Source organism: Ramlibacter sp. (genome assembly GCF_035554825.1).
Classification (GTDB): Bacteria; Pseudomonadota; Gammaproteobacteria; order Burkholderiales; family Burkholderiaceae_C; genus Ramlibacter.
Genome location: NZ_DATMHS010000026.1, coordinates 22,332 through 30,591, shown reverse-complemented (window position 1 = coordinate 30,591; position 8,260 = coordinate 22,332). Strand labels below are relative to the sequence as shown.

The window sequence follows — 8,260 nt, the reverse complement described above, 5'->3', positions numbered from 1 at the left end:
TCCTCAACGCGATCTTCAGTGCGCTGCGCCAGCGCGAGAGCCGCTACGCCAGCGTGCTGGCCGCCGTGCTGGAACTGGCCGGCCACAAGGCGGAGGCCGTGGCGGTGGCGGCGGAAACGCCGATCGACGAGAGCTGGGCTGAGCCGGAAGCCTTCGGCGGCTGCAGCAATCTCGGCCAGGCCCGCCCCGGCACGCCCCAACCCATTCACATCGTCCGCAAGAACACCCCCGTCGAGGGAGCCCGCCCATGAGCTACGTCAACCAGTTCCTCTTCGGGTACTACCCCTACATCTGCCTGACGGTCTTCCTGGCCGGCAGCCTGATCCGGTTCGACCGCGACCAGTACACCTGGAAGAGCGACTCCTCGCAGCTGCTGCGGGCCGGCCAGCTGCGCTGGGGCAGCAACCTGTTCCACGTCGGCATCCTGTTCCTGCTGGCCGGCCACGGCGCGGGCCTGCTGACGCCGCACTTCCTGTACGAGCCGTTCATTTCCCCCGGCCACAAGCAGCTGATGGCGATGATCTCCGGCGGCCTGTTCGGCCTCCTCGGCTTCATCGGCGTCACCATCCTGCTGCATCGCCGTCTGTCCGACCCGCGCATCCGCATCAACTCCCGCACCAGCGACATCGTGCTGCTGGTGCTGCTGTGGCTGCAATTCGCGCTCGGCCTGAGCACCATCCCGCTGTCGGCGCAGCACCTGGACGGCAGCCTGATGATGAAGCTGGCCGAGTGGGCGCAGCGGGTGGTCACCTTCCGTGCCGGCGCCGTCGATATGTTGGCCGACGCCGGCTGGGTGTTCAAGGCCCACCTGTTCCTCGGCATGACGCTGTTCCTGGTGTTCCCGTTCACCCGGCTGGTGCACGTGTGGAGCGGCTTCGGCACCCTCGCCTACCTGGTGCGTCCGTACCAGGTCGTGCGCACCCGCCGCACGCTCAAGCCGGTCCGCGGCGCCGCGCCGACCCCGGCCACGGCCACCGCCGTGCCGGCGCTGCCCGACCTCGTGCTCGAACCGGGAAAGACGGCATGATGGACCGCGCACCCGGATGCGGCGGCGGATGCGGCTGCGGTGGTGGAACCGCGGATGGGGCGCCCGCCACGGTGAACGGCATCGCGCTGCACGCCGCCGGCGAGCGGCCCGATGAACCGGCGCTGCGCGAGCGCGCCTGGAGCGAGCTGCTGCGCCAGGAGGCGGTGCGCCAGGGCTTGCTGCCGCGCCACGACGACCTCGAAGCGCCGGCGCTGTCGGCCGGCGACCGCCAGGTGATCGAGCAGATGCTCGACCGCGCGGTGCCGCCCACGGTTCCGACCGACGACGAATGCCGCCGCCACTACGAAGCGCGGCGCTCGCAGTTCGTGCATGGCGCGCAGGTGCATGCCCGCCACATCCTGTTCGCGGTCACCGCCGGCGTCGATGTGAACAAGCTCGCCGCCCGGGCCGAGCAGGCCCTGCTGGAACTGACCCACGCGGGCGCCGACTCGCAACGGTTCGGCGCGCTGGCGCGCGAGCTCTCCAACTGCCCCAGCGGCGCCGCCGGTGGCGACCTGGGCTGGTTCGGCCCGCAGGACTGCGCGCCCGAGCTGGCCAACGAGCTCTTTCGCCAGCACCCGCGCAGCGTCGGCCTGCGGCCGCGGCTGGTGCACAGCCGCTACGGCCTGCACATCGTCGACGTCGTCGATCGCCGGCCGGGGCGCCAGCTCGCGTTCGAGCAGGCGCGCGACCTGGTCGCGATGCAGCTCGCGCAGCAGTCGCGGGCGCGCGCGCTGCACCAATACATGCAGCTGCTGGCCGGCCGCGCCACCATCGAAGGCGTGGCGCTGGCCGGCGCCGACTCGCCGCTGGTGCAGTAAGCGCCAGCGCCCTCGCGCGGCGCTGTCAAGCGGTGTCCCCGTCGCGCGCGCGGCTGCCGCCTCGCTGCTTGCTGCCGCCGCGGCGGCAGCGCATCATTGCCGCCGAGCGAAAGGCCCTGCGAGGGCTGGGTCTATCGCGGGCCGCGGCCCGGCGCGCGCCGGGTGGAACGAAGGAAGAAATCCCTGTCTTTGACGCATCACAAGAAAGTCGCATGGCCGCTTCGATAGCCTCCACCGGTAGCACTGGCCTATGCCGCATGATTTTGGAGTACGAGTGGAACAATCTTTGACCGATGACCCGGGGGCCCGTCCCTGCGTCGGTGCGGTGGCAGCCGCGCAATTGCAGGCGATCGCGGCCCGCTCCGGCCTTCGGCCGTGGCGCGTGGGCGGCAAGACGCTGCTGCCGGTCGTCCAGGGCGGCATGGGCGTCGGAATTTCGGCCGGCGGCCTCGCCGGCACGGTGGCCGGACTCGGCGGCGTCGGCACGATCTCTTCGGTCGACCTGCGGCGCCACCATCCCGACCTGATGGCGCGCACCGCCGACGTCGCGCGCCAACCCGACGCCAAGGAGCGCGTCGACACGGCCAACCTCGAAGCGCTGGAGCGTGAGATCGCGCGCGCGCGCCAGCTTGCGGGCGGGCGCGGACTGATCGCGGTGAACGTGATGAAGGCGGTGATGGAGTACGAACACTACGTGCGCCATTCGCTGGCCTGCGGCATCGACGCCGTGGTGGTCGGCGCCGGCCTGCCGCTGGATCTGCCCGAACTCGCGCGCGAGTACCCCGACGTCGCGCTGATCCCGATCCTGTCGGACGCCCGCGGCGTGCAGCTGTTGATCCGCAAGTGGGAAAAGAAGGGGCGCCTGCCCGATGCGATCGTCATCGAACACCCGCGCCTGGCCGGCGGCCACCTGGGCGCCGCCAAGGTCGCCGACCTGGGCGATCGCCGCTTCGACTTCGACGTGGTGCTGCCCGAGGTGGTGGCCTTCCTGCGCTCGGCCGGCCTGGAAGGCCGCATCCCGCTGATTCCCGCCGGCGGCATCTCCTGCGTGGAAGACATCCGGCGGCTGCAGGACCTGGGCGCCTCCGCCGTCCAGCTTGGCACCGCGTTCGCGGTGACCAGGGAGTGCGACGCCCATCCCGAATTCAAGCGCATCCTCGCCGGCGCCCGCCCCGAGGACATCGTGGAATTCACCAGCGTGGCCGGGCTGCCGGCACGCGCGGTGCGCACGCCCTGGCTCGACCGGTACCTGCGCCAGGAGGACAAGCTCAAGGGCAAGGCGCACGAGCAGCGCTGCAACCAGTGGTTCGACTGCCTGGCGCACTGCGGACTGCGCGACGGCAACGCCACGTGGGGCCAGTTCTGCATCGACAAGTACCTCGGCCATGCGCTTGCGGGCCAGGTGAACCAGGGTTTGTTCTTCCGCGGCGCGGGGCGGGTGCCGTTCGGCAGCCACATCCGGTCGGTGCAGGAATTGATGCAATGGCTGCTCGGTGGCATCCTGCCGCCTGGGGTCCCGGAAAACGACATGGATGGCTGGCCGGCCCTCGAACGCGCCGAGGCGGTGCTGGAAACCGAACACGAGGAATAAAAGAATGAAGCGTGATGAAGTCCTGGCCCCGCTGGCCGTGCAGCCGATCACCCGTGACGTGCTGCAGGAGAAATACCTGAAGGAGGGCGAGGCCGACGTCGAGGAGCTGTTTGCCCGCGTCGCTTCGGCGCTCGCCTCGGTCGAGGCGGAGGGCAAGCGGGCCGAATGGCAGGCCAAGTTCCACGCCAACCTGCGCGCGGGCGCCATCGGCGCCGGGCGCATCATGAGCGCCGCCGGCACGGCGCTGCATGCGACGCTGATCAACTGCTTCGTGCAGCCGGTGGGCGACTGCATCCAGGGCCAGGACGACGGCGGCTACCCCGGCATCTACGAGGCGCTGCGCGAAGCGGCCGAGACGATGCGGCGCGGCGGCGGCGTCGGCTACGACTTCTCGCGCATCCGCCCGCGCGGCGCCGAGGTCAAGGCCACCGCTTCGGTCGCGTCCGGCCCGTGCAGCTACATCGACGTCTTCGACCATTCCTGCGCCACCGTCGAAAGCGCGGGGGCCCGCCGCGGCGCGCAGATGGGCGTGCTGCGGATCGACCATCCGGACGTGGTGGAGTTCATCACGGCCAAGCGCACGCCGGGCCGCTGGTCCAACTTCAACGTGTCGGTGGCGGTCACCGAGGCGTTCATGCGGGCGCTGGAAGCAGGCGCGCCGTGGCCGCTGGTGCACTCGGCGCGCCCGGGGGCGGCGCTGATGGCCCAGGGCGCCCACCAGCGCGACGACGGCATGTGGGTGTACCGCACCTTGCCGGCCGCCGAACTGTGGGACACCGTGATGAAGTCGGCCTACGACTTCGCCGAGCCCGGCATCCTGTTTCCCGACACGATCAACCGCGACAACAACCTGCGCTACTGCGAACAGATCTCGGCGACCAACCCGTGCGGCGAGCAGCCCCTGCCGCCCTACGGCTGCTGCGACCTGGGCCCGGTCATCCTCACGCGCTTCGTCCGGCACCCCTTCGGCTTCACCGGCACCCCCGATTTCGACTTCGAGGGCTTCGCCGCCGCCGTCGCGATCCAGGTGCGGGCGCTGGACAACGTGCTGGATCTGACGTTCTGGCCGCTGCCGCAGCAGCAGGCCGAAGCCGCCGCCAAGCGCCGCATCGGCGTCGGCTTCACCGGCATGGGCGACACGCTGGCCATGCTGCGCCTGCGCTACGACGAGGAAGACGGCCGCGAGATGGCCACCCGGATCGCCCGCTGCATGCGCGACGCCGCCTATGCCGCGTCGGTGGAGCTGGCCCGCGAGAAGGGCCCCTTCCCCGCGTTCAAGGCCGACGGGTATTTCCAGGAAGGCACCTTCGCGAGCCGGCTCGACGAGCCGCTGAAGCAGGCGATCCGCAAGCACGGCATCCGCAACAGCCACCTGCTGTCGATCGCCCCGACCGGCACCGTGAGCCTGGCCTTCGCCGACAACGCCTCGAACGGCATCGAGCCGGCGTTCTCGTGGACCTACCGGCGCCGCAAGCGCGAGGGCGACGGCAGCATCAGCGAGTACGACGTCGAAGACCACGCCTGGCGCATGTTCCGCGCGCTCGGCGGCGACACCTCGAAGCTGCCGCCGTATTTCGTGTCGGCGCTGGCCATGTCCGCGTCGGCGCATATCGCCATGATGGAGGCGGTGCAGCCGTTCATCGACACGGCGATCTCCAAGACCGTCAACGTGCCGGTCGACTACCCGTACGAGGACTTCAAGAGCCTGTACGCGGAAGCGTGGCACGCCGGGCTGAAGGGCCTGGCCACCTACCGGCCCAACACCATCGTCGGGGCCGTGCTCCAGGCCGACACGCCGGCGCAGCCGGCCGCAGCGCCGGTGATGCCGCCGGACCCGATGTACGAGGTGATCGCGAGCCGGCCCAAGGGCGGGCTGCCGGCGGTCGCCGAGAAGATCGAATACTGGACCCAGCAAGGCAAGCAGCACCTGTACCTGGTGGTTTCGTTCATGCCGCTGGCCGACGGCCGCGAGCGCGCGATCGAGTTCTTCATGCCGGTCGGCCAGACCGGCGAGTCGCAGCAGTGGGTGACGTCGAGCATGCGGCTGCTGTCACTGGCGGCGCGCGGCGGCTTCCTCGACCGCGCGCTGGCCGACATGCGCAAGGTGGCGTGGGACCGCGGCCCGGTGCGGCTGGGCACCTACACCAAGGCCGACGGCACGCAGGTGCCGATGTGGCACGACTCGGAAGTGGCGGCGATGGCCTATGCCCTGCAAAACATCATCGCCAGCCGGCGCGCCGGCGCGCCGGTCGCGCCGGTCCTGGCCGAGCAGGCGGCCAGCGAGGGCGCTGAGGGCGTGGCTGCCCCGATGACGGGGCGCAAGTGCCCCGAGTGCGGCGCCTACGCGACGATCCGCAAGGACGGCTGCGACTACTGCACCCACTGCGGCCACATCGGCGCGTGCGGCTGACGCCGCATCGCTCCATGCGCGCAGCAGCCGGAGACGGCGCCTGGCACTGGCGCCGGCTCCTGGACGGGCCGCACCGGCTCGGCTTCTTCCTCGCCATGGTGGTGCTCGCCGCCTCCGGCCTCTGGTGGGCGGGGGTGCAACTGCAGCGTGGCGGCTGGCTGCCGCTCGCGCCGATGGCGGTCGCGCCGTCGCTGGTGCACGCGGGGGTGATGACCTTCGGCTTCTTTCCGCTGTTCTTCGCCGGCTTCCTGTTCACCGCCGGGCCCCGCTGGCTGCAGGTGCGCGGCCCCTCGGCGGCGAAGCTGTGGCCGCCGCTGGCCGCCCAGTGCGCCGGCTGGCTGCTGTGGCTCGGGGCCAGCCATGGGCACGCCCGGCTGGCGCAGATCGCGCTCCTCTTTCCGCTGCTCGGCTTCGGCTGGACCACCGCGGCGCTGTGGCGCCTGATCCGCGCCAGCCGCGAGTCCGACCGGCTGCATCCCAAGATCGTCGGCGCGGCCTTCGCGGTCGGCGCCCTGAGCCTGGCCGGGCTCGCGCTGGCCCTGGCGTTCGGCGGCCCGGCGGCCGCCCGCCTGGCCGTGCTGACCGGCCTGTGGGGCTGCGTGGTGCCGGTCTTCGTGACGGTGGCCAACCGGATGATTCCGTTCTTCGCCCCGCCGCCCGCGGACGGGCTCGGGCGCTGGCCGCACGGCACGCTGCTGTGGCTGCTGCTGGCGGTGTGCGTGTTCGAGGTCGCGGCCGCCTGGGTCGACCCACTGCTGGGCAGCCAGCCGCTGTGGCACCTGGCGCGCGGCGCGGTCGAGCTGGGCACCGGCGCGGTGCTGCTGTGGCTGGCGGCGCTGTGGGCGCGGGTGCAGAACATCCGCATTCGCCTGTTGTCGATGCTGTACCTGGGCTTTGCCTGGTTCGGTGTCGCCCTGGCGCTGGCCGGTGGCGCGCAGCTCGCGCAGTCGGTCACGGGCGTGGCGGCGCTGCCGCTGGCGCCGCTGCATGCGCTGACCATGGGCGCGCTGGGCTCGCTGATGCTGGCCATGGTGACGCGCGTGACGGCGGGCCACGGCGGCTTTCCGGTGGTCGCCGACAACTTCGTCTGGACCCTGTTCTGGGGCCTGCAGGCCGCCACGCTGTTGCGGATCGCGGCGACCCTGCCCGGCTGGCCCATGCAGCCGCTGCTGACGGCGGCCGCGCTGCTGTGGGCGGGCTTGATGCTGGCCTGGGGTCTCCGCTATGGTGCACGGTATGGACGCGCTGCCCCACCCCCCCGCCACCGCTGAGCCCTGCGCTGCGGCGCAATGGGCATGGGCGCTGATCCAGCACCGGCAGACCATCCTGCCCAAGCGCCTGGCCGAGCCCGGCCCCGACCAGGCGCAGCTCGATCTGATCTGGCGCGCCGCCGCCGCGGCGCCGGACCACGGTGAACTGGTCCCCTGGCGCTTCGTGCTGGTGCCGGCGACCCAGCGCGAGCGGCTGGCCCAGGTCTTCGCCGACGCGTTGCTGGCGCGCGATCCGCTGGCGGCGCCGGAACAGGTGGCGCGGGCTCGCGAGAAAGCCTTCCGCGCGCCGGTGCTGATGCTGGCCGTGGTGCGCACCGGCGTGGCGGGCGAGGACGTTCCGGCCGCCGAGCGGCTGATCTCCGCCGGCTGCGCCATCCAGAACATGCTGCTGATGGCGACGGCGCTGGGCTACGGTTCGGCGCTCACCAGCGGCAAGGCCCTGGACTCGCCAGGGCTGCGCGCGCTGTTCGCGCTGGCCGAGCACGAGCAGGCGGTATGCTTCGTGAGCCTGGGCACCGCCGTGCGCCGCAAGCCCTCGCGCGAGCGGCCGCCGCCCGCGCACTACGTCAGTTCCCTCCCCCCACAGCCATGAGCCAACCCATTCGCATGTCGTCCCTGCTGTCGGCGGGGCCGGCGCCTGGTTTCGAGCAGCCGTTCGAGATGCTCGCCGCCTGCCACGAGCGCGTGGCCCGCATGCTGGCGCTGCTCGCGCGCCTGCGCGAGCACCTGGCGGGCCATGGCGCGGACCAGAGCGCCCGCGACGCGGCGCGCGACGTGATGCGCTATTTCGACCAGGCCGCGCCGCAGCATCATCGCGACGAGGAGCTGCACGTCTTTCCGCCGCTGCTCGCCGCCGGCGAGCCGCAGACCGTGGCACTGGTTCGCCGGCTGCAGCGCGATCACGTGCAGATGGAAGCGCGCTGGCAGCAGGCGCGGCAGGTGCTCGCGCGCATCCAGGCGGGCGAGCTGCCCGCGCCCTCGCCCGAGGACGACGCCGCGCTCGACGCGTTCGCAGGCCTGTACGACGATCACATCCAGGCCGAGGAAGGCACGGCCTACCCGGCCGCGGCCGCCGTGCTCGGCGAAGCGGCGCAGCGTGCGATGGGCGAGGAGATGATGCGCCGCCGCGGCGTCAGGTAG

The 8,260-nt window shown here is 71.9% G+C and carries 7 protein-coding genes and 1 pseudogene; all 8 read left to right on the top strand.

Features of this window, described 5'->3' with window-relative positions; genetic code table 11:
* A pseudogene (locus VNT59_RS02530) lies at positions 1–251 on the top strand (nitrate reductase molybdenum cofactor assembly chaperone); the annotation flags it as partial.
* Positions 248–1,027, top strand: coding sequence for a respiratory nitrate reductase subunit gamma (gene narI / locus VNT59_RS02525; RefSeq protein ID WP_325496304.1), 780 nt, complete (start codon positions 248–250; stop codon positions 1,025–1,027). The pseudogene VNT59_RS02530 and the gene narI, both read left to right, overlap by 4 nt.
* 71 nt (positions 1,028–1,098) lie before the next feature.
* Entirely contained in the window at positions 1,099–1,848 is a 750-nt protein-coding gene (locus tag VNT59_RS02520; protein ID WP_325496303.1) for a peptidylprolyl isomerase, read from the top strand.
* A gap of 325 nt (positions 1,849–2,173) precedes the next feature.
* Positions 2,174–3,439: an NAD(P)H-dependent flavin oxidoreductase gene (locus tag VNT59_RS02515; protein ID WP_414708329.1), complete on the top strand. Its 1,266-nt coding sequence runs from the start codon at positions 2,174–2,176 to the stop codon at positions 3,437–3,439.
* Between the two features lie 4 nt (positions 3,440–3,443).
* Positions 3,444–5,849, top strand: a complete 2,406-nt coding sequence (locus VNT59_RS02510; RefSeq protein ID WP_325496301.1) for an adenosylcobalamin-dependent ribonucleoside-diphosphate reductase — start codon at positions 3,444–3,446, stop codon at positions 5,847–5,849.
* A gap of 14 nt (positions 5,850–5,863) precedes the next feature.
* Complete coding sequence (locus VNT59_RS02505; RefSeq protein ID WP_325496299.1) at positions 5,864–7,120, top strand: NnrS family protein; 1,257 nt, start codon at positions 5,864–5,866, stop codon at positions 7,118–7,120.
* The gene (locus VNT59_RS02500; RefSeq protein ID WP_325496298.1) at positions 7,086–7,712 is read left to right on the top strand and encodes a nitroreductase; all 627 of its coding nucleotides are present in this window, start codon (positions 7,086–7,088) and stop codon (positions 7,710–7,712) included. The genes VNT59_RS02505 and VNT59_RS02500 overlap by 35 nt, the downstream gene beginning before the upstream one ends.
* Positions 7,709–8,260: a hemerythrin domain-containing protein gene (locus VNT59_RS02495; protein ID WP_325496296.1), complete on the top strand. Its 552-nt coding sequence runs from the start codon at positions 7,709–7,711 to the stop codon at positions 8,258–8,260. Before VNT59_RS02500 ends, VNT59_RS02495 begins: the two co-directional genes overlap by 4 nt.

Bases quoted from the DNA above. Each gene is read 5' to 3' on its own strand.
- narI (WP_325496304.1), top strand. From the start codon at position 248: ATGAGCTACGTCAACCAGTTCCTCTTCGGGTACTACCCCTACATCTGC.
- VNT59_RS02510 (WP_325496301.1), top strand. From the start codon at position 3,444: ATGAAGCGTGATGAAGTCCTGGCCCCGCTGGCCGTGCAGCCGATCACC.
- VNT59_RS02505 (WP_325496299.1), top strand. From the start codon at position 5,864: ATGCGCGCAGCAGCCGGAGACGGCGCCTGGCACTGGCGCCGGCTCCTG.
- VNT59_RS02500 (WP_325496298.1), top strand. From the start codon at position 7,086: ATGGACGCGCTGCCCCACCCCCCCGCCACCGCTGAGCCCTGCGCTGCG.
- VNT59_RS02495 (WP_325496296.1), top strand. From the start codon at position 7,709: ATGAGCCAACCCATTCGCATGTCGTCCCTGCTGTCGGCGGGGCCGGCG.